Source organism: Nocardia sp. CC213A (assembly GCF_030766805.1).
GTDB lineage: Bacteria > Actinomycetota > Actinomycetes > Mycobacteriales > Mycobacteriaceae > Nocardia > Nocardia otitidiscaviarum.
Genome location: NZ_JASFXA010000021.1, coordinates 120,960 through 147,863, shown reverse-complemented (window position 1 = coordinate 147,863; position 26,904 = coordinate 120,960). Strand labels below are relative to the sequence as shown.

Sequence of the window (26,904 nt, the reverse complement as noted above, 5' to 3'; positions counted from 1 at the left end):
ACCTCGGCGGGTTGGTGGACTTCTTGTGGACCTTTCGTGTGTGCCCGGCGTATTTCTTGTGGATTCCTCGTGGCGGCGGCTTGCTGTCCTGGGCTGGACGAATTCCCTTTTCGATCCCAGCGAGGAGCTGATCGTCATGAATTCATTCGACCGTAGTTACGGGCGTAGGGATCCTCGGCTGCCACTGACGGCGGTGAAGGAACGGTTCGACCAGATCGCTACGCAGCAGGTTCCGCTGAGCCCGCAGGCGGCGGCAGCGTTGCCGGAGTCGCCGGTGACGTGGGGCCGGTTGCGGGCGCTGCTGACCGACTCCTCGGTGCCGTTCACGGTGATGGACGTCGACGCGGTGTGGACGTGGCTGATCTCCCGCGCACGCCGCGAAGGCCCCGACGCGGTGTTGGCGTGCGCGGGGCTGGCAGTGCCGATGATGGCGTCGGCGGCAGCACGGCTGGCGCGGCGGGTCGGTGGCGACCGGGCCGATGCCGAGGCGGCGGTGCTGACCGCGTTCCTGGAAGCGTCCAGAACATCAACCTGGGGCAGGCCCGGCTGTGGTGTGCGCTGCGCTGGGCAGCCTATCGAGGTGGGCGCAGGTGGGAGAAGCGCGAAGCGCTATCTCCGCTGCCAGTACCGCCCAACAACTTCGACCAGCGCCAGGACCGTGGTCACACGAATCCGGAGCATCTGCTGCACCAGGCGGTGGCCGAGGGCGTGATCGACACCGATAGTGCCTTCTTGATCGCCGACACCCGGCTCGCGGGCCGCACGCTGATCTCTCTGGCAACCGAACGCAACCGGCCCTACAAGCAGCTGCACCGGGCGCGTAAACGTGCCGAGAGGCGGGTGGCGTCGTGGCTGCGTGAGCGGTTGGCCGAGGCCGGTGCCAAGCGCACCAGCGTCGTGGAGACTGCCGCCGTCGATGCTGCCGCCGGTAGCACCGGAAATCAGCAGAGCGCACGCCCGGTGGGGATTTCTCGCGATAGCGCCGCCAGTGACAGGTGCCAGGGGAACACAGCTGTCTCCCCGTATCCGGTACCGGAGGTCAAGCGATGCGCATAATCCACGCCCTCACCCACGCACCCGAACAGCCCCCACACGCTGGCCGTGTCCAGCGTCGCCTCGCCCGCAGCGCCGTGGCGGTCGTGTTGGCCGGTGTGGTGCTCGCTGCGGCGGCCGGGCCTGCCTCGGCGCAGCCGGTGCTGGCGGTCGCGGGTTCGTTCGACGAAGTGCTCAACAATCTGCGCAATTGGATCGTCGGGATCCTCGCGCTGATCGCGACCGTGTGCTTGACCATCGGTGGCACCCGCTATCTGATCTGCTCCGGTGACCCTGGCGAGGTCGAACGCGCCAAGGTCGCGCTTCGGGCCGCCTGTATCGGCTACGCGCTGGCGATGCTCGCGCCGGTCGTGGTCGCGGTCCTCAAGTCGATCGTTGGCGGCTGACATGATCGCCCGCCACCACGCCAGCACCGTGCCTCCGCCGCTGCGGCGGGTCCTGGTCCTCGTGCTGACTGTCGCGGCGATCCTGTTGTGCGGCAACGGACTCAGCCTCGCCGAACCGACCACGCCACCGGCCCCGGCCGCCCCGACTGTCCCCGCGCCGACCTCGCCTACCAGTGGAGTGCCCGCGCCTGCCGTTCCTCAGCAGAGCCCGGTCGAGCCGGTGCAGGGCGTCGATGAGTCGGAGTGCGGGGTCACCAATATTCCCGCGTGTGTCGCGGGCGCGATCGACGGGTTCTTCCGCCGCCTGGTCGAGTCCGGCCTCAACCCGGTCATGGAATGGGTCGCCGAGCACCTGCTGACCACGCCCGAGCCCAGCACGTTTCCGCGCATCCAGGAGTTGTGGGACTCGTCGTGGCAACTCGTGCTCGCCATGTACGGGCTCGTCGTGATCGCAGCCGGGGTCCTGCTCATGCTGCACGAGACCCTGCAAACCCGCTGGGGCTGGCGCGAACTGCTTCCCCGCCTGGTCGTCGGGTTCATCGCGGGCGCGATGAGCATGATCATCGCCACTCGAGCGATCCGCTTCGCCAACGGGCTCGCCGTGGCGATGGCCGGAGACGGCGTCGAATCCGACTCCGCCACAGAGTCTTTCAAGTCGATGATGAACGTCGGTGGAGGCACCGGCACCAATCTGTTCGCGACGTTGCTGCTGGTCGTGTTCCTCGTGGTGATGACGATCCTGCTGATCACCTGGGTCATCCGCCTGGTCATCACCGTGGTGCTCATCGTGGCGGCCCCGTTGGCGATGATGTGCTTCGCCCTGCCCGGCCTGGACGCGATCGCCCGCTGGTGGTGGCGCGCGTTCGCCGCGTGCCTGGCTATTCAGGTCGTGCAGTCGATGGTGCTCATCGTCGGGCTGCGAGTGTTCCTGTCCCCGGACGGTTGGTGGTTCTTCGGCCCCACCAGAGATGGCGTGGTCAACATCATCGTCGCCAACGCGATGGGCCTGCTGCTGATCAAGATCCCGTTCTGGCTGCTGGCAGCGCTCAGGATCGGTAACGGGCGCGGGTTGGTGTCCTCGATCGTGCGCGGGTTCATCGTGTACAAGACCTTCGGGCTGCTGAGGTCCGGTGAGAAAGCGGCGTTCTCCCGCTCCGGCAGTGGCAAGGTTCCCTCCGCTGCTGGCGCTACGAGCGATCCCGATCCGTACGCGAAGGTGCGGGCCACCCGCACCGGTCAGTTGATGCTGCCGCTGCCCGGCCTGCGGCGCACCGAACGCCCGCCCGCCCCGGCGACGCGAATTCCGAGCGCCTCGTCGATGCCGGTCGCCACGCCTCAGGGAGAGCAGTTGATGTTGCCGCTGCCGCAATTCCACGGCGGGGTCGACCTTGGACCGAAACCGCGCCTGCGCCGCGACGGCCAGTACCAGCTCCCGATCCCCGTCGAGCGTGTACCCAAACCCACTGCACCACCACCGGTTCCGGTAACGAAGCCGCAGCCCGCAACCCGGGGGCCGCGCCCCAAAGAGTTGGCCTTCGACTTCACGGTGCCTGCAGAGCGCGACCCGTACGCGGGGCTGCGCCCGACCCGAAGCGGGCAGTACCCGCTCCCGCTTGAGGTCCGCCGCACCCCGGCACCGCCGCGCGCCAGCACTCCACCACCTGCGGCACCGGCCGCACCATCCGCGCCTCGCCCGCCTGCTGGGCGGCAGTTGCATCTGCCGCTTCCGGATCTGCCCGTTCGCCGCCGTACCCGCCGCACCCCGAGGAGTTCGAAATGACTGTCTCCGCCCGTATTCCCGCCGATGTCGATCGCCGCGACAAACTCGTCGGCCCCTTCACTGCCCGTCAGCTCGCTATCCTCGCCGTCACCGCCCTCGGCGTGTACCTGGCCTGGATGCTGACCCGCGAGCTGGTGTCGCCGCCGGTGTTCGTCGCCTGCACGGTCCCGCTCGGCGCGCTGGTGACCGGTCTGGTGCTCATCACGCGCGACGGGTTGTCCGGTGACCAGCTGCTCGTCGCCGCGATCGGACACCGAATGCGTCCGCATCGGCTCGCCGCCGCCCCGGACGGGCTGATCGCGGCACCGCGCTGGCTCACCGCCCGCACGAGCCGGAAGCCGAAATCGGCGGCCCAGCAGGTTATCACGAACGCCACCGCGCACCTGCCACAGAAGGTGGACAGGTCCGGGGAAGTCGGGGTCGTCGACCTCGGCCCGGACGGGCTGGCTGCGGTCGCGGTCGCGGGCACCGTGAACCTCGCCTTGCGCACCCCGGCCGAACAGGCCGCGCTCGTCGCGCAACTCGGCGGCTGGCTGCACACTCTGCGCCAGCCGGTCCAGATCCTCATCCGCTCCACCCGCCTGGATCTGACCGGCCGTATCGCCGCGCTGCGCACCGCCGCGCAGGACATGTCACCGGAGCTGGCCGACGCCGCCCGCGATCACGCCGCGTTCCTGACCGACCTCGCTACCAGCGAAGATCTGCTGCACCGGCAGGTGCTGCTGGTGTGGCGCGAACCGCTGCACGGGGCCAGCGCCGCCGCGCCGGGGCTGGCCGGGCCGTCCGCGCGCACCCTGGCCGCCTCACTGCTGCCGAGCCGTCGCCGCGCAGCCCGCGAAGTCTCGGCCGCGGCCCGTCGTGCTGCCGAGACGCGGCTGCTGCGGCGACTGTCGGAGGCCACCGACATGCTGGCCCCGCTCGGCGTCACGGTCACCGCCCTCGACGACGTCCAAGCCACCGCGATCGTGGCCTCGGCCACCAACCCGGCCAGCCTCGTCCCGCACAGCGCTGACATCGCCGCCCCCGACGCCGTCATCACTACGGCTGCCAGCGAACTCCGCGAGCACACCAGCACCGGCATCGGCTCCGACGACGACGGCCCTGCCACGCCTCGCCGCCAGAACCGCCGGATTCGGTCGCGCCGCGAACGATTCGGGATGCGCTCGGTGTTCGCGCCGCAGTCGCTGACCGTCGGTGCCCGTGCGGTGGAGATCGGGTCGGATTGGGTGTCGACCCTCGCGGTCACCGGCTATCCCCGCGAGGTCGCCGGTGGTTGGCTCGCTCCGCTGCTCGCCCACCCCGGCCGCGTCGACCTTTCCCTGCACATCGATCCGATCGATCCGGTGACCGCCGCGAACCGGCTACGCCGCCAGCAAGCCCGCCTGGAATCCTCACGCGGCCACAACGCCACCTACGGTCTGCTGCCCGATCCGCAGCTCGATGTCGCCGCCGAGGACGCCGCCGACCTGTCCGCGCGGGTGGCCCGCGGCGAGGGCCGACTGTTCCGGGTCGGTCTCTACCTCAGCGTGCACGCCAGCACCGAAACCGAACTGGCCGAGGAGGTCTCGGCGGTCCGGGCGCTGGCGGCGAGCCTGCTGATCGACACCTGCCACCTCGCCTACCGCGCCGTGCCCGCGTGGACAGCGACGCTGCCGTTGGGGATGGACCCGGTGCAGGTGGCCCGCACCTTCGACACCGACGCGCTCGCCGCCGCGTTCCCCTTCACCTCCCCGCAGCTGCCGGTGGGTGATCCGGTGTCGGCGCATCGCCCCGAAGGCGTGCTGTACGGCCGCGACGCCGCCAGCGGGCTGGTGTTCTGGGATCGGTTCGCCGAGACCATCCACAACCACAACATGGTGGTGCTCGGGCGAAGCGGGTCGGGCAAGAGCTATCTGGTCAAATCCGAGGTGCTGCGGTCGCTGCAGCGCGGTATCGAGGTCATCGTCATCGACCCCGAGGACGAGTACCGGCCCCTGGCGGAGGCCGTCTGCGGCACCTACCTGCAGCTCGGTGCACCCGATGTGCGGCTCAACCCGTTCGATCTGGAAGTTCACCTCCGTCCCGACGGCCGCCGCAGCGCCCCCTCTGATGCCTTGACGCGGCGGAAGTTGTTCCTGCACACCGTGATCCGGGTGCTGCTCGGTGAGCAGACTCCCGCGCAGCGGGCGGTACTCGATACCGCGCTCACCGCGACCTATCTCGCAGCCGAGATCACCGACGACCCGGCCACCTGGACCCGTCCGGCCCCGACGCTGGGCATGTTGGCCGAGCAGCTGCACGCCAGCGGCAGCAGCATCGGCGTCGAGCTGGCCCAGGCACTGGCACCGTTCGTCACCGGGGGCGCGTTCGCCGGGCTCATCGACGGCGAGACGACCACCCGCCCTGAGGGCGCGTTCGTGGTCTTCTCCCTGCGAGAGCTGCCCGACGAACTCAAAACCCTCGGCACACTCCTCGCCCTGGACGTGACCTGGCGGCGAGTGTCCAACCCCGCGATCCGCCAGCCCCGACTCGTGGTCGTGGACGAAGCGTGGTGGATGCTGCGTCAGGAAGCGGGCGGAGAGTTCTTGTTCCGGGCCGCCAAGAGTTTCCGCAAGCACTGGGCCGGACTCACCGTCGCCACCCAGGATTGCGCCGATGTACTGGCCACCGAGCTGGGCAAGGCGATCGTCGCCAACGCCGCCACCCAAGTCCTGTTGCGGCAGGCGCCGCAGGCCATCGACGAGGTCGCTGCCGCGTTCGGGCTGTCCGACGGTGAGCGGGGGTTCCTGCTCGCCGCCGATCGCGGCCAGGGCCTGTTGGCGGTGGGCACCGACCGGGCCGTGTTCGCCTCGGTGGCCTCCGATTTCGAGGACGCCCTGATCACAACCTCGCCGCAGTTCGCTACCGCCGGCGAGAACACCGACATCGGGGTCGATCTGCCCGGCGAGGACGTCCCCGCCCTGCCGGTCGGCCTGACACCCACCGTCGATGCTGCCGCGTCGACCGACGAGGACGGTGGCGACGAGGTCTTCCTCGACCTGCCCGAGGCCGTGTAATGGCCCCGGACCGCGGTGAGCGCCACCGCTACCAGCCCTCGCCCGGATACCTCGGGTTCTGCCGGGACTGCGGCAAAGCCGCCTTCGACACCCGCAGGACCGCACGCCGATACGCGCGCCGCCGCTATCCCGGCGAAGCGGGATTGCGCGCCTACCCGTGCCCACGCCGCATCGGGGCCTGGCACGTCGGGCACCTCGCCCCCGAGATCGTCTCCGGCGCGGTCAGTTCGGAGCGGTTCTACGGCCCCGGCGGCATCGGCGCACACCGCCGCCGCTGCGGCAACTGCCTCAATCGGAGAGGCAGGCTGCGATGAGCGCCCCCGCACCCGCGCCGGGTTGGCTCGGGCAGGTACTGCTCGCCCCCAGCCAGATCCTCGACCGGCTCACCGCGCGACTCACCGCGGTGAGCGCCGCAACCGCGACCGCCCTCGCGGCAGTGGCCGCCGCAGCGGTGCTCGCCACGGTGATCGGGCGCTACGCCCGGCGGGTGCGGCTGGCCAGTGACGCTCGCGAAGTCACCATCTTGTGTCCACCGACACTGGAAGCACATGCGGCGCATGCCTTGTGGTCACATCTGGTCGGGCTGTTGCGCCCGGCGTGGAAGAGGTTGCTGTTCGGGCAGCCGCACGTGGCCTTCGAATACCGGGTCACCGGGCACGCCGGTGTCAGCCTCGCGATCTGGACCCCGGCATCGATCCCGCCAGGGTTGGTGGAGCGTGCGGTGGCCTCGGCGTGGCCGGGCGCGCGCACCCAGACCAGCGAGCAGGCTGCCGCGCCGCTGGCCGTACCGGAGCCGGGTGTGCGGCGAATACTGGTGGCGGGGCGGCTGCGGCTGGGACGGCCGGAGAGTTTCCCGATCCGCACCGACTACGACAGTACCGATATCGCCCGCGACCTGCTCACAGCCGCAGCCGATCTCGGCACCGGGGAAAGCGTGTGCGTGCAGATCCTGGCGCGTCCGGTCACCGGCCGCCGTGTCCGCCGCCTGCACACCGGACAGTCCGGCGGGCTCACCGCCGCACTGACGCGCGCGGCGGCGTGTGTGGCCAGCGAGGTCCTCGATCTACTCACGCCCGGTTCCTCGACCCGCGCACCTCAGGTGCGCTCGATGCCGGTGGATCGGTTCACCCGCATGGAGGACACTGTCCAGACCCGCGCGGCGGTCACGAAAACTCGTGGCGGGCACTGGGAAACACTGATTCGCTACGCCGCCGCCGTCGACCTGCCCGGCGATGCCGACCCTGCCGGGCGCGGTGAGGCGCGGGCGATCGCGCGGGGTCGCGCGCACGCCGCCGCAGCGGTGTTCGCCTCTTGCACCGACCTGAACTTCTATCGCCGCCGCCGTCAATTCCGTAAAGCCTGGGCCTTGCAGTGGCGTTGGCTCGGACACGGCGATCTGCTGTCGGTCCCCGAGATCGCGGGCATCGCCCATCTGCCGGGCGAAGCGTCGGTGCCCGGGTTGGCGCGTGCGGGCGCACGGGCGCTGCCCCCGGCCACGACCATCTCCCTCGGCGGCCCGCACTCGAAACCACTCGGAATCGCCGATTCCGGGAACGGACGCCCGGTCGCGCTCACCGTCGCCGACGCCCGGCACCACACCCACGTCCTCGGCGCGACCGGTGTCGGCAAGTCCACACTGCTGGCGCAATGGATCCTCGCCGACGCCGACGCCGGACGCGGAGTGGTCGTCATCGATCCCAAAGGCGATCTGGTCACCGACGTGCTGGCGCGCCTGCCACGTCGACTGGCCGACAACGTCGTGATCTTCGACGCCGACTCCACACTCCGGCCCCCGTGCGTGAACCCCCTCGATACCAGCACCGAGGGCCTGGATCTCGCGGTCGACAACCTGGCCACGATCTTCTCCCGCATCTACGCCCGCTGGTGGGGACCGAGAACCGACGACATCCTTCGTGTCAGCCTGCGCACCCTGTGCGCGCGACCCGGAATCCACACCCTCGTCGACCTCGCCGGATTGCTCGGCGGCGGAGCCAATCTCGAACGCATCACACGGGAAGTCAGCGACCCCGTGCTGCGCGACTTCTGGAACTCCTGGAGCGAACAATCCGAAGCCGCCCGCGCGCAAGCGGTCGGGCCGCTGCTCAACAAGCTGCGCGCGTTCCTGTTACGGCCTTTCGTGCGCGCGGCGATCGCGGCCGGCGAGTCCACCGTCGACCTCACCGAGGTCCTCAACGACAGCGGGATCTGCCTGGCCCGGCTCCCGAAGGGCTCCCTCGGAGAAGACACCGCCCGACTGATGGGGTCGCTCCTGGTGGCCCGGACCTGGCAGGCCGCAATCACCCGCTCCCGCCTCGCCACCGCCGACCGCCCCGACGCCAGCCTCGTCCTCGACGAAGCCCAGAACTTCCTCAACCTGTCCACCCCGGTCGAGGACATGCTCGCCGAGGCCCGCGGCCTGCGCCTATCGCTGGTACTGGCGCACCAGAACCTCGGGCAGCTCTCCCGCGAACTGCGCGAAGGCATCTCCGCCAACGCCCGCAACAAACTCATCTTCTCCGGCTCCCCCGAAGACGCCCGCGAACTCGCCCGCCACACCAGCCCGCTACTGACCGAGCACGACCTCACCCACCTCGACGTCTACCACGCCGCTGCCCGACTGCTCGTCGGCGGCCAGCAGGCCCCACCGTTCACCCTCATCACCCGGCCACTGCCCGACCCGATCCCCGGCCGCGCCGCCGCGATCCGCGCATCCGTCCGCACCCGCAACACACCGACCGAACCCGCGACCGCCACCGACACCGCCGGAGGCGTCGACCTTGCCAAGAGCACGGAGCCCCCGACAAGCGCGGACCCACGCCTGTCCTAACACGTTCGGATCGGCCGAGACGTGCAGCACAGCCACCACATCCACCCGCGAGAGCGAAACGAGTCCGCCATGATCAACCGCCCGACCCGCCAACGCGAACTGCGCGCCCCGCGACGTGTGAAGGCCCTCGGCCGCGCACACGCACGGCTGGCGCTGTGCCTGACCGAGCGGGACCGCTGGATCCTGCGGATGTGCCACGAGCACCGAGTACTCACCACACCCCAGCTCACCGCCCTGACCTTCGGCAGCCCTAGCCGCGCCCGCCGCCGCCTCGCCGCGCTGCACGACTACGCCCTCCTCGAGCGCTTCCGGCCGCTGCGCAGCATCGGCACCGCCCCCACACACTGGGTCCTCGCCCCGGCCGGAGCCGCCGTACTCGCCGCGCAAGCCGGAATCGAACTGCGCGAGTTGGGATTCCGGCCCGACCGTGCCCTCGCTGTCGCGCACAGTCTGCACCTGGCTCACACCATCGGCGTCAACGAGTGGTTCATCACCTTGGCAACCACCGCCCGCGCGACCGGGAGCGCCGCGCTGCTGGCCTGGTGGTCGGAGAACCGCTGCCGGGCGCTCTGGGGTGATCTCGTCATTCCCGACGGTTACGGCCGCTACACCCATGCGGGGGCAACGCTGGACTTCTTCCTCGAATTCGACCTCGCCACCATGGCACTGCCGACCGTGGCGGGCAAACTGCACGGCTACGCCGAACTCGCCCGCACCAGCGGCGTCATCACCCCCGTACTCGTATGGGTACCAGTCGGCTCCCGCGAAGCCGCCGCACGAAAAGCATTGCGCAACATCTGGGCCGGGCTGCGCGACCCCGCAGCAGTGCCTGTCGCCACCGCCGCCGCCGACCTGCTCCCCACCACCGACCCGGCCGCCAGCCCGGCCGCGCCGGTCTGGTTGGGCTTGGACTCCACTGACGGCACGCGCGTCGCGCTGCCCGATCTGGCTGTCCGGTGGCCGCGCGTGACGCCCGCTCCCGCGAGCGTCCCGGTCGCCCCGCACAGCCGCTACGCGGTCCTGACGCCACCCCCACCGTGCCCGCCGCCCGAGGCGGGTGAACGGTGATGCTCGGCAAAGCCCTCGCCGCGGGCGCGGTAAGCACCGGCTTCTGCGCGTTGGTCATCGCCTCGGTCGTCACCACCGTGATCGTCTTCGACCAGCCCAAGCCTGTCCCGCCCGTCCCGCGGGCGGGCGCGGCACCGAGTCCGGAAGCGGTCTCCGACATTCCGGAATCCATGCTCGTGCTGTACCAGAAGGCTGCGCCGGTATGTCCCGGCCTGGACTGGTCGGTACTCGCCGCCATCGGCAAGATCGAAACCGACCACGGCCGCTCCCCCCTGCCCGGCGTCCACTCCGGAGAAAACTTCGCCGGAGCAGGCGGCCCGATGCAATTCCTCGCACCCACCTTCGACGAAGTCACCACCCGCCACCGGCTCCCAGCAGGAGGAGCCACCCCGCCCTCGCGCTACAACCCCTCCGACGCGGTGCACGCCGCCGCCTACTACCTGTGCGACTCCGGCGCACCGGCGGACATGTACTCCGCGATCTGGGCGTACAACCACGCCGACTGGTACGTGCGCGACGTGCTCGACCAAGCCGCCCGCTACCGCAGCCACACCCCCTCCGGCACCGGCGATTGCGGCACCGTACACGGCGACGACACCGCCGCGGTCGTGCTCGCGTTTGCGTGCGCGCAACTGGGACAGCCGTACGTCTGGGGCGGCAACGGCCCCGAGGCCTCCGGTGGGTGGGACTGCTCGGGCCTGACCAAGGCCGCCTACGCCGCCGCCGGGGTGAGCTTGCCCCGCGTCGCCGTCGACCAGTACCACGCCGGTCCGGTCATCCCGGAAAGCTCCTTGCGTCCAGGCGATCTCGTCTTCTACGGCACGACCGCCGACATTCATCACGTCGGCCTGTACCTGGGCGGCGGAAAGATGGTCAACGCCCCCACCTTCGGTGTCCCGGTACGAGTCCAGGACTACCGCTACCCCGGCGATGACTACTTCGGCGCGACCTCTCCACTATCCGCGGCGAGCGCCACAGCCGCGAATCCAGCCCAGTGACCTCGCACCGATAACGCAACTGTAGGGACCCGCTGACACGAAAGGTTGGGACCGATGGCCAGAAAGAACCCGAAAACCATACGGGCACTCGCGGACTACGGTTACCTGCCGGGAGCCAAGATCGTCGAACCCCGCATCGACGAAGTCGATATCCCCCTCGCCACCATCGACACCTGCTCACACGAGGACACAGTCTGTCCCGACTGTGCCTGGCAATGGCAACTCGATCACCTGTTCTGCGAACGCCTTCCCTGGCAACACGGCCCCCGGCCACACCATTAATGACCGTTCACGCCACCACAGACCATCGGGGGGTGCCCGGACCCCGAGAAGCTTTTCCCGGCGCGCTCCGGATGTGTCTCGACAGGTCCGACAACGAAGAGCGTCCATCGGTGCCGCACCACACAATTCCCGCCCTGCGCTACCGAATTCCCGTCGTTCACAGCCGAATTCATCCCGGAATTCGCACGTCGCCAGGTGGACACCCGTCTTGTTTCACCAATCCGCTTGACATCGATGCGGGTACGGAGCGTCCATGTAGTTGGAACCCGCACGCATCCGGTAGCGCAACCGGCGGGTGACCGTCCCGGCCGGGACATGACAAACCTTCCAATCCTCTTTTCCTCGAACGATTCCCGAAGGGGGAAACGTCATGTCCACCACCACCTCCGCCGAGGCCCGCGCCGCCCACGAGAACGCCCTGTGGCAGGCGCTGACCGACCACCCCGCCTCCACCACCAACGAACTGGCCACCACCGCGTCGGTGCCGAAATCGACCGCCCGCAAGATCCTGGCCGGATGGCTCGCAGACGACCTTGTCACCCGCACCGCCGACGACAACCGCACCGGCTTCCGCTGGCGCATCGCCGACACGACCGAAACGGTCTCCACCGCACCCGAGCCCGACCCGCAGGCCACCTCGGTCGAACCGGTCACCGAAGCGGCGGCGGAGGCGAGCGAGGCGGTCGACCCTGCCACCACCGCCGACGAGACCGGGATCGAGCCTGCCGACGAACCCGACGGCGACAAGACCTCCGCCGGGGCCGAGACGGAACCGCCCGCCGACAACCCCGACGATGAGCACGCGGGCACCGACGCGGGCGACGACACCCCGACAGCGCAGTCCACCGACACAGTAGCGGGGGTGTGCCCGCTGTGCGGGCAGCCGCCCAAGCCACACCCCCGGGGCTTGCAGCCGGGCGCGCTGCGTGGGCAGGTGGAGGACTTCCTGCGTGAGCATCCCGGCGAGGAGTTCACCCCGGGCAAGATCGCGAAAGCGTTGGGCGGCAAGTCCTCCGGCGCGGTATACAACGCCTGCTTCGCACTGGTCGGCAAGTACGTCGCCGAACACACCTGCGAACGCCCCAACAAGTTCAAGCTCCACCCCTCCCAGCAGGAGCAGCAGGCCGAACACGAGGCCCGCTAGCTTCCCCGCCCCGGCGGCCGGTACGCAAAACGCGAGTACCGGCCGCCGTGCGTTCACAGGCAGGCTTGCCCGCCGCTGTGAACCGGTGCACCGGAGGGCTCTATTCGGTCTCGGGGTGGGCAAATCACGGCGGTACCCGCCAGTCCCCAGGTGTACGCACCCCCACGCCCGCGCACCGGAGGACCGCTCATGAACCCCAACCGCTCCCACCGCCCTGCCACCGGCTCACCACATCGCGCCCCTGTCCCGGCCCGTCTGACGGCCGCCGTCACCGCCACGGCAATCGTGGCCGCCGCTACGGCCGCCACCGTCATCAGCGCAGGCCCCGCCACGGCCGCCCCGGTTTGCGCACCGGTCACGGCCGTCATGGTGCCCGGCACTGGGGAAACCAATGCCGCCGCCAACCCCGCCCAGCCGGTCGGACTGCTCGCCTCCCTCGGCAACGATCTCACCGGCCGCCACGGCGGCGATATCGATGTCCGCTACCTGCCCTACCCCGCTGCCGCGGCCCCCTACGCCAGCTCGGAATCTGCTGGCGTACACGCGCTATCGGGGCTATTGAGCGGATTATGCGCCGAGACAAGGGTTGTGCTTGTCGGCTACTCCCAAGGTGCCGATGTCGCAGGCGATGTCGCCTCCGCGATCGGCACCGGGACCGGGGCGATCACCGCCTCGAGGGTGGCCGCCGTGGCGTTGCTTGCCGACCCGCGACGCGACGCGTCCACCCCGCAACTGGGCACCAGCACCAGCGGGCACGGCGTGTCCGGTCCACGACGCGCAGGATTCGGAGCGCTCACCGATCGAGTGCGCACCGTGTGTGCCGCCGGAGACCTGTACTGCGCGACCTCGCAGGAGTCCTCGCCGGCCTGGACCGCGCTCGGCCGTGCTTTCACCGGCGACGGCACCGACACCTCGGCCGCGGTGAGCACCACCTCTGCGGGCGGCGAGATCGACACCTCCAACGTCGCTCGACAGGTAGTGCTCGTGGCCGGTGCTCTGGCGTCGTTCGCCTCGGGCGTTCCAGCGCTGCTCAATGACCTCGCGGCGCTGCCCGGCGCTGTCCTCACCGGCAATATTCCCGAGGCACACCGACTCTCCGGGGCGATCAACGTCGGCTTCAGTCCCCTCATCGAGCTCGCGGACAGAGCCGACCTCGCTCTGGTCGCTCGCGCGCTGGAGCTGGCCGCACCCATGGACACCTCCGGCACCACCGCCATCGCGGCACAAATCGTCCGCATCCTGGCACGCACCGACATTAAGCGAGTCGCCAACAACATCGGTGCCGCCCAGGAGATCGCATGGCACGTCACCGAGAAACTCGCCATAGGCGATATCGTCGGTGCCGGTATGGACCTCGTCGGCCTGGTGCCCGTAGCCGCCGACCTCGCCGCCACCGCCGCTGCCGCGCTGACAGGCACCAGCGTCTCGGGGGCGTCGCTGGCGTCGTCGTTGACCAGCAACCCTGACACCAGCGGCATGCTGTCGAATCTGGCGCGCCAGGGCCGCGACGCGGCGCAGTTCTACCTCTCCGGTGTCCACCAGACTGGCTACAGCGCCTACTTGCCCGCCGTGGCCGGCTGGATCACCATCCAGATCGCGCACACCCGCTAACCAACCGTCCCGGGCGCGTCTGCCTCTTTATCAACGAGCCAGGCACGCCCGACGGACCGATCTTCCGGTCCTCGCCCCGCGCGGAGGTAGCACCCGACACCGACTACGTCCCGCGTCGCGCGATCAGTCGCAACGTGGCAGCCGATCAGCCAAGGCACAATTCGTCGAGGGGAACCTTTCCAGCTTCGCGAAGCGTAGCGAGCATTTCCAGGGCACTCGGATAAGGCGGCGATACGGCTACGTCCGCTGCTCTTCCCAACTCGTAGATCTCGTTGAAGTCGAGTGGTCGCACGACATCATGCAACTCAATCATGTCGTCGATACCGAGCGCGTCATATTCTGCACGGAGCGCATGGGCGGCCAGCCAACGCATCTCGCCGTACCGATAGGGTATCGATAGAACGCAAAGCGTGGTGTCCGTCAACAGACCCTTTAGGTAGGGAACAACTCGCACATCAGCAAGCGGATCCGTCAACAGCGTTCGAAGTGTGATAGCTACTTCCTCGGGTTCCTCCTGCAATGCTCTGGCGATGTATAGGAAATCCTCATCCCGTGCCGACGTAGCTTCTTCTTCACCGTGGTTCATGATTATCCAATCCTCTGCTGATTCCGCTACTGCCATCGACTAACGGGCATTCGTCTCACAAGTTCTATCAGCTCACTGACACGAACTTGTCTACTGTACGTGCCAAGCTTTTCAGCCATTGCGTCGGTTAGTCGAATCGTTCTACGCCCTATCTCTTCCCAGTTCGCCAGTTGACTGTGCTCCCTGAGTGGCACTCCTCCGATGAACATGTAGTCCAGAGGCTGGCGGTTTACTGGGTCTATGGCGGCAGCAACTTCGGGTCGCATTTTTACGCTACCGTTCGTTACGCGGTTGACAGCATTTGCGATGAAATCATACTCGACCATGTACGCGGCCGAGTGAGCGTTTCTGTAGTGCCAGTCGAAGTTCGCATTCCATTTTCTCAGCTCTTCCCTCGACATTCGCTTTGTTGGCTCACCCATGAACTTGAATCCTGTTCGCTCCAACGCTTCAAGCTCAGCTCGCTCATGCACGATATAGCGCACATCGCTAACAGTTGCCCTCCCAGTGGCGAGCCGTCTCCACGCGAGGTAGTTTTCGGTCGCGAAGTTCAATCCCCTACTGTTGAAGTTGTACTCCTTGATCTTCCGCACCGTCCCCTGGTCAATCCTAACGCCCATGGCTCGAGCGGATTGCGCAACTCGATGAATATCGTTTGTTCTCAGAAGCTCCTGCCGGAGCCTCTCAACACGCGTCGACAACTCCTTGGCACCTAGCCCCGGAAACTGCGCTTGCCACTGATGTTCGGTGACGCCAGCCCGTCCGCCGCTGTGTATTCCTCCCTCGATTGCTCGCGGGTCTGCCGGGGTGTCGGCTGCCCGCGAGGGAACCGATTCCAGTGCTGGATTCCTGCCTTGCGGTCCGCCCGAAGGGGGTCTCGTCGAGGCACCCGGCCAACCGACGTCGTCGATGGACCGACCGACACCAGGTCCACGACCAACCAGTGCCGTTGACGCATCGTTTCGCGCGGCGCGGACCGTACCGTGATTCAATGCACGGCTGTTGACAGCCACAACTCCTTCGGTCTCGATCGTGCCTTTGGTAGGTGCTCCGGCGGCGGGTTTGGGCAGCGCGGGATGCTGACTGGTCGGGAGTTTTACCGGCGGTGTGGGGGTAGACCCGACCGGGGCGATGTGCGGTGGGACGGCGTCTTGGACCGCTCGGGCTGGCGGAGTTCGGCTGATGTTGTTGTGAATCTGGGCAGGTCGGGGTGCGGCTTTGACGGTGTCGTCGGCGTTGCGGGCGAGTGGGCCGATGATTCTGGGTAGGAGTTTGGTGCCAACGCGAATCAGGGCGTAGCCAACGGCTTCACCCGCAGCGAGCCAGACAACTTCGGTCGCGACGGCCTTGGTGATTTTTTGGACAATCTCTGCGGCGTCCGGTGGGGTGCCGGGGTCGGTAGCCCAGTGGATTCCGGATTCTGTCTCAACCAACAGCCCGCCGCCTTGGACCTTGTATAAATGTTTGGCGGTAATTCCTGCCGGGACTGGGATTTCCTCGATGGCGGCAAGGTCACCATTGCGCATGGCCGCGATTGCGCTGTAGTCCCCGCTGGGCAGTTCGACGTAGAACGCGCCGTCGCCAGTTGTTGTCACCGGATAACGCAGCGGACCCCGGTAGCCCGGAATGGAGGTCGTGGCTGACGGCGGGCCACCGCCGGTACCCGGCGGCTGCAGCCGAGCGTTCCCGGGCAGCACAGCGCCGTACGGACGGTCGGTGCGCACGCCGTTGCTGCTGAGTACCTGCGCGTTGTGGGCGAACAGGTTGTCCGGTAGGACCGGGACGCCGTCCTCATCGACCCTGATGTAGTAGCCTGCCACCTCGACGATCCGGTGTCCCTCGGGCGTGAACAGGGCACCGTCGACAGCGCGGTAGAACTCGAAGTAGTTCTTGCCCTCCTGATCCCAGCTGACGGTGCTGCTGTTGAGGAGCACCATGTGTGCGCGGCCGTTGAGGCCGACCACGCTGAGGCTGATTATCCTTCCGTTCTCGTCCTTTGTGATGGTGACCGGGGCGGTTCCGACGTTGAGTCGTTCGAGCACTTCGACGAGTTGCCGGGCATCGCCGAGGTGCTCGATGCTGGAGGCGAACACCGAGGTGGGATCGGTTGAGGTCGCGGGGTCGCGGCCGGGCATGTTCTGCCCCAGCACACGAGCCAGCTCGATACCGGCCTGATGGCGAGCAGCCTGCCACGACAGCGTGGTGGCGGTGTGGCCGTTGTCGAGGGGAGTGATATCGATCGTGCCGGGCTTGCTCGAGGTGGCCATCGTTCCGTCGATCAGGGTGACCTCGTAGTCGACCTGCCAGCCCTCGGCGGTAGCGGTGATGGTCTTCTCAACGGTGCCGACGCCGGGGACCATGACAGCCCCGGGCTGGTCACCGGTTGCGGTGTCGCGGCCGGCTTGATCGGCCGCGAGTTGCTCGTCGGTCTTCAGCGTTCCGTCGGTGTTATAGATCGCGTACAGACCGGGGACGGCCACCAGTGCCCGCGGATCGATGAAGTCCGGACGCTCAGGCTCCGGATCTGACGTTCGTTCGGGAGGCGACGGCACGCTGTCAGCAGGCCCGCTCCGGGCTGGTTGGTCAGTAGCCGCCTGAGGCGGCGCGTCCACGGCTGGCGCCTCGGGACTCTGTTGTGCTTCAGGAGTTGGCCGCAGATGGGCGCCAGGATTCGGGACGGTATCCCGTTGGGGCACGACGAACCCGTCCTCGTCGAGTTCGGAATTCGACTCGGGATCAGTGATCGGCTTCGCCTGCAACAGAGGTGTGGTGGTCGGCGAGTCCTGTCGTGCCGCAACGTTTCCTGGACCTGTCGACCCGGACCGTGGCCGCGCAGAATCGGCGAGGGCCGCCGCGATCATGTCCTCGCCAGCAAGGATTCGCTGGTAGAGGCGGACCGCTTCAGCCTCGTTCTTCACAGTGTAGTTGTGCACCCGGTATGTCACAGGGCTCGATTCGTCAGCCGGTGTCTGATCGGCAGGAGCACTTGGGGTCCAGCGAGGCACCCAGCCGTGTTCTTGGTAGATCCCCATCATGACCAGCCCTCGATAGCACTCGTGATCTGTTGTGTCATAAGGGGTCGTGGGGACTCGCGAAACAGGCGCATGCCAAAGCTGCTGGGCTCGCTGAATTCGGTACTGAACATGAGAGTCGACAGTCCTTCCTACGCTGGGCATAAAAAATCCCAAGTCCGTCATTGGACTTGGGACTGAACGCAATCAGGCCACTCAGTGGCCGACGAGCGGACAACGAACCCTGACGTGTCTTCCCGAAACGATCGAGCAAAGCACCGCAGCAAGGACGGTGATGGCGTAGCACCACCGAGAGGTAACGCCAAAGGCCACCAAGCCCTTGGGCAATCGGCTTTCGGCGCGTGGCATACGGCTCCTACTGGCGACCGCTGCTGATACTCGACCGTCTCTGCCACGCTGCTCGGCATCTGCGAGGGACGTCCCCGTGCAGGACGCAGGGACACGACGTGGCGGTGCCGAGATCGATGTTCTGAGAGAGGGCTCGGTGCATCTCACCAGAGAAGACGCGGTTGTACCGCTGGCAAAAGCATGACTTAAGGGATGAACAGTGTCAACGCCCAACAGTTAACTTCTCCGAAGACACCCAGGTAGAACAGTCTTTTTCGCCAGGCGGACCCAGCCCGCCAGCCCAGCCCGTGTTCGACGGTGACACGTTGCGTCAGCTGCCGTCATGGTGCCGTCGTTCAGCCCGACCTTCCGTTGCCGTACGCGCACCGGGCCAAGGTGCCGGTAGCACGAACCGTCACTTCGGGACTGAGGCTGCAGAATGTCGGGCGAAGCCGGTCGCGTCCGGCGATGTTGGCTTGTGTGCCCCGATTCGATTGGCGCCCTACAGAGCCGGGCCGATTCACCGAGACCTACTCACGAACACTGATCGGCGAGGCAAGCGCGGCCCAGGGTTCCGAAGGTCGGATTGCAGAAGATGAGTAGTAGTTCGACGTGCCTGTTGCAGGCGCGGAGGTGATGCCGGTGGGCGCGGCGATGCTCGGTAGCGGCTCACAGCAATCGCGGACTGGAGTAGCGTCACCGACCACGTCCGGCGATTATGACAACGCGGGCACAGCAACGGCTTTCGAATATCAGGCTTCGACAACCACGACGATCACCGCTACGGTGTGCCCACCCACCCTCCACTCCCGCCAACCCGCAGGTCACGCCCTCAATTCATGACTTGCTGGAACCCTGAGGCGCGGCCGGACCCGCGTGCATTGCGGCGGCTGGTTCGAAGGCACTGCGTCGGGTCGGAGTCACGATCACCTACACCTTCCTCGACCCCGACCTGGCGTACAACGATCGGTTATGCCGTCGGGCCTAGCCCAAGGGGGACCCGGATATCACGTCATGCACTGCGTACGGCGGTTACGGCCGCGCGGGCGATTGCGGCGATGGTGTCGGCTGGGTTGGTGAGTTCGTGCACGGTCACCCCGGACAGTGGTTCGGACCAGGGCTCGTCGGGGGCCAGCCACAACACCGCACACCCAGTCCCACGCAACCGATTCAGGCGCTGCTGCGCGGCCTCACGAGGCTCGTCCCGGAAGCACCCGTCGGAGATGATGACCAGCAGCCGGGTGTTCTCCGGGCGCGACAGGCCGAGTGCACCGTCCAACGCGTCGATGGCGATGTCGGCGGCCTCGTACACGGCGGTAGCGGCGAATTCGGTGACCTTGGCCGGGGCGGTGCCCGGGTAGGTGACCGGCAGCACCTCGCGGCCGAAGGTCAGCGTGGCCGTTTCGGCGGGCATCGTGGCCAGCTTGGCGGCGGTGGCGATGATCCAGGCCGCCGAGGCCACATGGTCGGTGTAGTCGCTCATCGAACCGGACACGTCGCAGGCGATGCCGATCCGCAAGGGCGGGACGGGAACGGGTTTGCGGGTGGTGTGGGTGAACGGTTCGGCGGTGGGGATGGCTCCGGCGGCGCGCTGGGCGTCGCGGGCGAGCGCGCCGCGCATCCGCAACCGGCCCGGCGGCAGCGCGGAGGTGGTTTTGGTGAGCGCACGCTCGCGCTGGCTGGCGGTATTGAGTGCCCGCGCCAGCACCCGCGCGGCGGTCCGTTCGTCGTCGTGTGGGGCGCGCAGGGGGCGGCGGCTGCCGGGGCCGGGGCGGGGGCGCTTGCTGAATACCTGCTTGGCGACCGTGTCGGCGCGGTCGGTGTGGAGGGTTTCGTCGGAGGCGGCCTGGTCGGCGAGGTCGGCCGGGTCGGGTGGCAGGGTATGGGCGGCGACTCGTTCGGCGATTTCGCCGAGGCTGCCGGTGACTGCCTCGCCCAGCGGGGAGTTCGGTTGCGGGGTGGTGTGGGGTTCGGGGCCGAGAAGTTCGGCCCAGCGTCGTCCGAGTTCGAGCATGCCGGTGGTGTTGGTATCGGAGAGTCGGTGCGCGATACGCCACAGAGTCCGCAACTGCCGCAACAGATCCCGGCCGAGAATCTTCTCGATGACTGCGGCGGCGGGTGCGCACTCGTCGGCGTCGAGGACCCCGGCGTCGATGCGGGCGAGTATGAGCGCGGCGGCGCGGGCGGCGGCGTGGCGGGTGGGTGCGACCGTAGCGGCGGCCAACTCGCCGCCGGAGTCGGCGAAGACCAGCGCGCGGGTGCTCGCACGCAGCCAGTGCCGATCGGCGGGGCGGCGGCGCAACTGGGCGGCCTCGACACGCGCCTCTTCGAGGAGCGTGGCTGCCGCCGCAACGTCTGAGGCGGTGGCCGGGGGCGGGGTCCAGCGAGTGTGGCGGGCGTGAGCGCATTCGTGGGTGAGCGCACCCCAAGTGGGTGCGTAGCGGTTGCGATCGGCGTAGCGCCACGGGCGGGCGGTGCCGGGGTCGACACCGAGGTTGAGGCCCTCGATCGCGATCACCTTGTGGTCAGGGACGAACATGGCGAGTTCGCCTGCTGCCGCGCCGGGCGCGATGACCACGGTGAGGTCGGCGCGGTCGGCGATGGCGGGGGTCTCGGCGGTCATGGCTTGGGACAGGTCGAACCAGTCCGACAGGGCGGGCGGTACCGATGCGGGTGCGGTGGGGGCGGTGGTCACGTGTGAGGCGGTCATGGCGAGCTGCTCCTTCGGGGTGGGGGCCGGTGCCCCGGGGTGTGCCCGGGGCACCGGGGCGGGGTCAGGACTTGAGGCGGGCGCCCAGGGCGAGGGGTTTGTAGGCGGTGCCGAATTCGGTGCGCACGACTTCGGCGACGATGTCGCGGTCCTCTTCGGGGGCGGTGCCGATGAGGTTGGCGGCGGCGGTGGCGGTGTCCACGGCGTCGGCGATCTTGGCGAAGGCCAGCAGCTCGCGCAGTTGCGGAGCCCACCCGATCTCGCCCCGGCCCATCCGCTGCGACAGTGCCCGCGCGGTGCGCACCGCGCGGGCGTCGACGCCGAGCCCGTCGGCGATCTCGTAGTCCGAGGACACCTCAACCTGGAACGCGAACCGGGACGCGAGGGCATCGGACAGGATCGCCCCGTGTATGCCGGGGTTGTGGCCTGCCACCACGAAGAACCCGGGCTCGGCTTTCACGATCTCCCCGCCGTGGGCTTTGATGGCGATCTCGCGGCGGCCGTCCATGGCCGGGTACACCACCGCGAGCACGCTCGGCGGTATGAGGGTGGCATCGTCGATGAACAGCACCGCGCCCTCGCGCATCGCGCGCACCAGCGGCCCGTGCACGAACTCGTACCGGCCGTCCGGGGTTTGTGTGTACTCGCCCACGAAATCAGCCACGGTCGTATCCGAATCGCCTTGCACGGTCAGCAGATCCGGGTAGGCGGCCTCGATCAGGCTGGTCTTACCGGTGCCGGGCGGGCCGTACAACAACACCGGAACCCCGTTCGCGCGCATACGGGCCAGCACCTCCACATCGGGCAGCCCCGCCAGCGCGCGCGGGTGGTACGCCTGCCCGTTGGGTCGCATCACCGGAGCCACCGACCCGGCCGGGGCCGCAGGCGCGGGCGCGGGCGTGGCTTTGCGGCGGCGGCGTGTGGCCGTGGCGGGCGCGGGGGTGGCAGCCGGGGCCGGTGTGGGGGTGGCCGGGGCCGGGGCGGCAGCGGCGGCGCTGGCGGTGCCAGCGTTCGCGCGGTAGCGGCGGGGCTTGTCCTGGGTGCGGTCGGCGTGGCCGTCGCGCACCAGCACATCGAGCGCGTTGCCGATCGCGCCCGACGACCGGCCGGTGCGCTTGGAAATCTCACGCGGACTGAATTCGGTACCGGGCTCGTCGGCCAACACACGCGCCACCATGCGGCGCAATTCACCATTGCCCAGCCGCCCGGCGGCAGGGACCGGAACGGATACGGGGACGGTAACAGGTGCGGACATCGCAAACTCCTTTGTCAAAAAGGTTGGTCGGGCGCGGCAATCAGGAAACATGGAATGCGCGAGGCCGGTAATTTCCCGGCGGTGATTCGTTTCGATTTCCCCAACGAAACGAGATTAACTCCGCCCGCAACACGAAAACAACTCCATTTGTTCGATTCCCCATGCCTTTTTCGGAGACAAATCCGCAGGTCAGCGCAATAATTTACGAAAATGCGCGCCACCATTCACCGCGTCACGACCGAAAGGAGATGCCAGAAATTCGAGAAGATAGGTCGAGATGGGTCGAATACCGCGAGGAGATTGCAGGGAAGCAGAGAAATGGGAGCGGGCACGCCGTGAGGCCTGGGCAACCGGGAACCGCCCGGCCGCATGTGGGTTTGTTCCTACCGGGTGGTAGGACCCTGGGCGATGTCGAGCGGTAAACCACGTCCTTGACCGGGTGATATGTAGACTTTGGGGTAGCGCGTCTCAATCGCGCCCCCTAACGTGCTACCTATCGCGCTACCTATGGCGCTACCCAGTGAACGCGATCGAACACGCCGGGCAGCCCGCCCCGGTGCGGCAGGGTCGCACATGGACCCAGAGTCACGTCTCGCTGATTCAGCACCGATGATCGCGAAACAACTTTCGCATTCGACGCGCGGATCGCAGCGCGGACGGTCGCCAGCGGCCCGCGACGGTAGTTTTCCGTCCATTCTAATCCCGCAGGCAGCAAGGGGATATTTCCGATATTCCGGCATCGACAAACCTAGGCGAGGATATGCGCTTCGATCGAGGTGGCGCATTCTGCACTGCTCACCTGCGCCGCGCGTGGCGAGATCATGTCCGACTGCGGACTCTCAATGCTCGGGACGTCGAGCACATATCCGACGTCGTAGCGTTTCAGTTCGCGTTCTCGTGGAGGGAACGGACGAGTGCGATTGTTTGACTGCTTGGTTGTTCGTCGAGTTCGTTCAGTCGTCGGGTGAGTATTTCGAGAGTGCTGTCGATGGCGTGAATTTGGCCGTGGCGGGCTTGGAGTTTCATCAGATCGCGAAAAACATCTTCGTTGTGCGGGTCGATGTCGAGCGCCATTTCGAGCAGGTGCGCGGTCGCGTGCGGATCGTCGGTGACGAGTCGTCGGGCGAGCACGCCGACGGTGGTGATCGCCTCGTTGCGGACCCGGTTGCGCACCGCGTCGAGCCAGTCGGCGTCGAGATCGGCGGCGAGGCGACCGGTGGCGGCCAGCTCGATCAACCGTGTGCAGTGGGCGCGGTGTTCGTCAGGATCGGTGGCGCGGCGTCGGCGGGCGGCGAGTGCGGTGTACTCGGTGTAGTCCTCGACGCTCACCGCGGCCGGGTTGAGCCGGTAGCGGCCCGAGCCGGTGATCAGCAGTTGGTCCACGGCACCGTCGGTAGCCTGCGCGACAGCGGCGCGCAGCCGAGCCAGGGTGGTGTAGATCGCGTTGGCCGGTCGCACGGTGCCGCGTCGGCCCCACAGCGCCTCGAGCAGCTGGGTGCGGTTGACTCCCTCGGGGTGGGTGGCCAGCAGCGCGAGTACTTCCTGGCTGCGGCGCTGCAGCCGCGCGGTGATCTCGATCGGCGGGGTCTGCGCCTGCTCGCCCGCCTGTGGCCGCCAGATCACTCGCAGCGGCCCGAACAGCCGCATTGTCAGACCAGGGCGCACCGGAGCCGGTTCGGCCGCCAGCGGCGCACCGGGCGCGGACTGCGTAGGCAGGGCAGACCCGGCTGATTCGCGCACCCCCGCCGATCGCAGGACTGGCTCGACGACCAGGCTCGGCGATCGGTGCGCGAATGTCGCTGGCATCGTCCGGTGCTGAGTCGGCGGTCGGTGATCCCGTGACAGCGCATTGTGCAGGGGCTGGTGCTCGATCGCGTAGACACCGGGCACGGCCGACCGTGTGCGGGCTGCGCGCCGCCACGGCGTCCACGGACGCGGCGCGGCAGCGGTCGCTGGGGACGGCTCGATGCGCGCCCTGAGGGTCGAGACGAGTGTGTGGCAGCTGCTACTGAACTCGGCTGCCTCCCAAGGGATTCGTCCTCGTGCCACCTCGTCGGACAACGTGTCTCGGCGCGGCAGCCGGCCCACGACCTTTCTGGCGAGACGGCGACCGGGGGCGCCCTCACCGAGAGTCACCACCGCCAGTCGAGGACACCAGTCGGCCATATCGCGAAGCTGCTGCTCAGCGTCTGGCGATACCAGACTCGCCGCGGGAACCACCACGAGCACTGCGTCTGCCCCGGCCAGCAGCGGTGCGGCGGGCGAGGTCCGGCTGGCCACGCCGCAATCGGCGATGAGCACCAGGTCGCGATACCACCGCTCGCAGCGGCCGGGATTGGCTTCGCGCAGCCGGAGGGGATGCGCGAGCGCCGCGCTCACCCGCGCGGGGTCCTCGGGAGCAGCCAGGTAGTCGATGCCGACGGGATGGCGTTGCAGATGCAGCGCGAGGTCGGCGGGACCGATCCGCTGCCCCTGCTGGATGGCCGAGGCCAGACTCGCCAGACCGCGCTGCGGGTCAGCGCCGCAGCGGCGGGCGAGTTGCCCGCCACGCGGATCTGCTTCGACCACGATGACCGGGTGCCCTTCCGGCCAAGCGGCGGCCAGCACGAGCGCGGTCGTGCTCACACCTGCCTCCGCTGTCAGTCCTGCCAGCGCGATCAGCATCCTTACCGCCACCTTGCTCGCCGTGTCCGTCGGAATCGTGTGCCGCTCAACCAGTGCTGTCGGTCCACCCACTCGGCAGGGCGGTGATGTGGGTGATCACAGCGCCGTCGCCGTGGCTGGTCGAAATCTGTTGCCGCCACACGCTTTCGGGTTCGCCAGGCGGCGTCTCGCGGATCTCGACCGTGTACACCCCGGCGGCGAGTTCGGCGATGTGCGCGCAGTAGGTGGTCCCGGTTGGCAGGGAGTCGATACCCGCCTGAATGGCTGCCGCGTCGGGGACTGCCACCGATGCGTCCAGCAGCAACTGCCGTGCCTTCCCGCCGTCGCGTGCCCGGTAATAGGCGGCCTCGAACAGCGCGATCGCGTGCGCCCCGCCATGCGCGTGCAACGGACGGGGGCCGGTCGCCGCTGTCACGAGTTCGGCTTCCCCGACCGAGCTCACACACCCAGCGGCGTTGCCGCTCACCAGTCTCGAAGGCGGCTGCGGCGCAGCGGTTTCCGTCGCGACCTCCACCGTGCCGGCGGGGGCCACCGGTCCGGGCGACGCTTCACCCGGACCACGTAGGGTCAGAGGCAACAACACCGCAGCGAGCACCATCACGCACGCCCCACTCGCGGCAATGCGCCATCGGTGCGGACGAATCGCAGCAGGTTCGAATGTCAGGGAGTCGGTGGCGCGGGCCTGATCGGTCAACCATTGCGCCAATCCCACCGGCTCATCCGGTGCCCCAGCCGTGCTCGTCTCCCGGTGAGGAGTATCGAGCAGGATCTGCTCGGGCACCCGATCCTCGTCGGACTCGAGGTCCAGATCGATCTCGTTCATCGGTCGGCTCCCTCGGCTCAGGCCGGCGGGAACACGGCCAGCACGGCATCGATGGCCTCGGCCGCCTGCGGCGGGAGGGCTTCCCAGGGAGCGGCGACCTCGCTGATCAGCGGCTCGGCCATCTGCACGGCAACCGGCATCAGCAGCTGCGGATCGGTGGCCACCGTCTGCGCCCACACCAGCTCCTGCGGGACCGGGGCCGGGTCCTCACCAGCCGATCCGAGCACCGGCTCTACGACCGCCTCATTCAGCCCGGCCTGCTCAGCCGCGCCAGCGATGTGGTCGACCAGGAAGTCGTTCCACTCGCGCTCGCGAGCGGCCAGCGCGGCGGGTATTCCCTCAGGGCGCGCCACCTCGGCCGCGCCCAGCCGCAGCGTCCCCGGATCAACAGGTCCCGAATCCGCGACGAACGGTCCGAAGGATCGAGCCGGTGCCGACGGCCGTGTGACCGGTCCCTGTGAACCGACCCCCACCCCTTGACCGTGCTGCGGATTGCCGACGGTGGTGGTCTCGCCGACGAGCATCGCGCTCGTGCCGGGCTCTACGTCGGCCGAGGGCGCGGCGACGGGGGCGGCACCGCGCGGGGGTGCGGTGACACCGGCCTGGCCGGTCGACGGCTGATCAACGCCCGGTCCGGGTTGCCCGACCGGCGGCGCGGCCACCGTGGGCGTCGCGCACACTACTGTCGCGACCGCCGCGCACGAGGCCACCAGCACACGCGCTGTCAGGGCCGCAGCTCCCAAATGCGGAAGTCTCGGCCGATGCCACGAGGTCCGCGGCGCGGGCACCACTCCGCCTACCGCTCGTCCGCGCAACGAGGTCCACAATGCGCCTTCGCGCAGGGTGCGCACATGCACGACACGCACGCGAAATCCCCTGGCCTCCAGATATTCCGCGACCACGCAGGCCCGTCCGGTGACCGGGCGCGCGAGGCGCTGCGGCGCGATTGCGATCACTACCGCGTCGTCGGCCTCAGTCCGCAGTGCTGACGGCACGTCGGCATCCAAGCGCGGGCACCATTCACACTCCAGGACACGTCCCGACCGCATCCAGACCACCGAAATACCCACTGCTGCGCCCCGATCCGCGTTGTCCCGAACAACACCCGCCAACGCCGCCGGGATCGGAGACCGCGAACGTCGCTCGACGGTGGAAAGCTGGCTGACGACATGTCGTCCAGGTGCCGCGTCGTCGTTGCGCCCGCAATGGACCTGAAGTTCTTTGGCCAGGGCGGTCAGTGCGCGGGCGGGGCGTCGGATCGCCGGTAGCTCCCGCAGTCGGTTCACAGTCGATCGCCGATTTGTCTTCATCGTCGTGCCTTTC

The 26,904-nt window shown here is 68.4% G+C and carries 19 protein-coding genes; 12 read left to right on the top strand and 7 right to left on the bottom strand.

Annotation, left to right across the window (positions count from 1 at the left end; translation table 11 throughout):
- Positions 1–40 precede the first annotated feature (40 nt).
- From QJS31_RS30690 to QJS31_RS30635, 12 genes are all read left to right on the top strand, one after another.
- Positions 41–712, top strand: a complete 672-nt coding sequence (locus QJS31_RS30690; RefSeq protein WP_306358329.1) for a hypothetical protein — start codon at positions 41–43, stop codon at positions 710–712.
- Positions 709–1,056 (top strand): hypothetical protein, encoded by a 348-nt coding sequence (locus tag QJS31_RS30685; protein ID WP_306358328.1) that lies wholly within the window; start codon positions 709–711, stop codon positions 1,054–1,056. The genes QJS31_RS30690 and QJS31_RS30685 overlap by 4 nt, the downstream gene beginning before the upstream one ends.
- Before the next feature lie 74 nt (positions 1,057–1,130).
- Complete coding sequence (locus tag QJS31_RS30680; RefSeq protein WP_306358327.1) at positions 1,131–1,439, top strand: pilin; 309 nt, start codon at positions 1,131–1,133, stop codon at positions 1,437–1,439.
- 61 nt (positions 1,440–1,500) lie between these two features.
- Positions 1,501–3,219 carry a hypothetical protein gene (locus QJS31_RS30675; RefSeq protein WP_306358326.1) on the top strand — a complete coding sequence of 573 codons (1,719 nt, stop codon included), beginning with the start codon at positions 1,501–1,503 and terminating at the stop codon, positions 3,217–3,219.
- Entirely contained in the window at positions 3,216–6,254 is a 3,039-nt protein-coding gene (locus tag QJS31_RS30670; protein WP_306358325.1) for a PrgI family protein, read from the top strand. Before QJS31_RS30675 ends, QJS31_RS30670 begins: the two co-directional genes overlap by 4 nt.
- Complete coding sequence (locus QJS31_RS30665) at positions 6,254–6,568, top strand: hypothetical protein (RefSeq protein ID WP_306358324.1); 315 nt, start codon at positions 6,254–6,256, stop codon at positions 6,566–6,568. Before QJS31_RS30670 ends, QJS31_RS30665 begins: the two co-directional genes overlap by 1 nt.
- A complete protein-coding gene (locus tag QJS31_RS30660) occupies positions 6,565–9,081 on the top strand; it encodes a helicase HerA domain-containing protein (RefSeq protein ID WP_306358323.1) in 2,517 nt (838 codons plus the stop codon). Before QJS31_RS30665 ends, QJS31_RS30660 begins: the two co-directional genes overlap by 4 nt.
- A 69-nt stretch (positions 9,082–9,150) precedes the next feature.
- Positions 9,151–10,149: a replication-relaxation family protein gene (locus QJS31_RS30655; RefSeq protein WP_306358322.1), complete on the top strand. Its 999-nt coding sequence runs from the start codon at positions 9,151–9,153 to the stop codon at positions 10,147–10,149.
- Positions 10,149–11,147, top strand: coding sequence for an NlpC/P60 family protein (locus QJS31_RS30650; protein WP_306358321.1), 999 nt, complete (start codon positions 10,149–10,151; stop codon positions 11,145–11,147). The genes QJS31_RS30655 and QJS31_RS30650 overlap by 1 nt, the downstream gene beginning before the upstream one ends.
- Before the next feature lie 54 nt (positions 11,148–11,201).
- Entirely contained in the window at positions 11,202–11,429 is a 228-nt protein-coding gene (locus QJS31_RS30645) for a hypothetical protein (RefSeq protein ID WP_306358320.1), read from the top strand.
- Between the two features lie 370 nt (positions 11,430–11,799).
- Complete coding sequence (locus QJS31_RS30640; protein ID WP_306358319.1) at positions 11,800–12,573, top strand: hypothetical protein; 774 nt, start codon at positions 11,800–11,802, stop codon at positions 12,571–12,573.
- Between the two features lie 189 nt (positions 12,574–12,762).
- Positions 12,763–14,184: a cutinase family protein gene (locus QJS31_RS30635; protein ID WP_306358318.1), complete on the top strand. Its 1,422-nt coding sequence runs from the start codon at positions 12,763–12,765 to the stop codon at positions 14,182–14,184.
- A gap of 145 nt (positions 14,185–14,329) precedes the next feature.
- Here the strand turns inward: QJS31_RS30635 and QJS31_RS30630 are convergent, their stop codons facing one another.
- The 7 genes from QJS31_RS30630 to QJS31_RS30600 form a co-directional block, all read right to left on the bottom strand.
- Positions 14,330–14,770: a hypothetical protein gene (locus QJS31_RS30630; RefSeq protein WP_306358317.1), complete on the bottom strand. Its 441-nt coding sequence runs from the start codon at positions 14,768–14,770 to the stop codon at positions 14,330–14,332.
- A gap of 26 nt (positions 14,771–14,796) precedes the next feature.
- A complete protein-coding gene (locus tag QJS31_RS30625) occupies positions 14,797–17,805 on the bottom strand; it encodes a hypothetical protein (RefSeq protein ID WP_306358316.1) in 3,009 nt (1,002 codons plus the stop codon).
- A gap of 1,336 nt (positions 17,806–19,141) precedes the next feature.
- Positions 19,142–20,839 (bottom strand): VWA domain-containing protein, encoded by a 1,698-nt coding sequence (locus tag QJS31_RS30620; protein ID WP_306358315.1) that lies wholly within the window; start codon positions 20,837–20,839, stop codon positions 19,142–19,144.
- Positions 20,840–20,903: 64 nt separating this feature from the next.
- A complete protein-coding gene (locus QJS31_RS30615; RefSeq protein ID WP_306358314.1) occupies positions 20,904–22,094 on the bottom strand; it encodes an AAA family ATPase in 1,191 nt (396 codons plus the stop codon).
- An 882-nt stretch (positions 22,095–22,976) separates the two neighbouring features.
- Positions 22,977–24,719: a hypothetical protein gene (locus tag QJS31_RS30610; protein ID WP_306358313.1), complete on the bottom strand. Its 1,743-nt coding sequence runs from the start codon at positions 24,717–24,719 to the stop codon at positions 22,977–22,979.
- Between the two features lie 85 nt (positions 24,720–24,804).
- The gene (locus tag QJS31_RS30605) at positions 24,805–25,581 is read right to left on the bottom strand and encodes a hypothetical protein (protein ID WP_306358312.1); all 777 of its coding nucleotides are present in this window, start codon (positions 25,579–25,581) and stop codon (positions 24,805–24,807) included.
- Between the two features lie 17 nt (positions 25,582–25,598).
- Positions 25,599–26,324: a hypothetical protein gene (locus QJS31_RS30600; protein WP_306358311.1), complete on the bottom strand. Its 726-nt coding sequence runs from the start codon at positions 26,322–26,324 to the stop codon at positions 25,599–25,601.
- Positions 26,325–26,904: the final 580 nt, after the last annotated feature.